Source organism: Streptomyces sp. XY431 (assembly GCF_001279805.1).
GTDB lineage: Bacteria > Actinomycetota > Actinomycetes > Streptomycetales > Streptomycetaceae > Kitasatospora > Kitasatospora purpeofusca.
On record NZ_LGDO01000334.1, the window covers coordinates 1 to 405 of the forward strand.

The window sequence follows — 405 nt, forward strand, 5'->3', positions numbered from 1 at the left end:
CCCGACGGACGGTCGCCGCCACGGTCGTCACGACGGAAACCGCCGCCACCACCGGTCGGACGGTCACCACGGTCATCACGACGGAACCCACCGCGGTCGTCACGGCCACCACTGAAACCACCCGGGCGGTCATCGCGACGGAAGCCACCACCGGTCGGACGGTCACCGCGGTCGTCGCGACGGAAGCCACCACCCGACGGACGGTCACCACGGTCGTCACGGCGGAAGCCACCGCGGTCGCCGCCGCGGTCGTCACGGCCGCCACCGAAGCCGCCGCCCGAGGGACGGTCGCCACGGTCGTCGCGACGGAAGCCACCCGGACGGTCGTCACGGCGGAAGCCACCGCCCGACGGACGGTCGCCGCCACGGTCGTCACGACGGAAACCGCCGCCACCACCGGTCGGA

At 74.1% G+C, this 405-nt stretch carries 1 protein-coding gene; it reads right to left on the reverse strand.

Annotated features, from left to right (window positions below; all coding sequences use genetic code 11):
- A partial coding sequence (locus ADK60_RS42325) for a hypothetical protein (RefSeq protein WP_199839754.1) occupies positions 1-405 on the reverse strand: 405 nt, incomplete at both ends.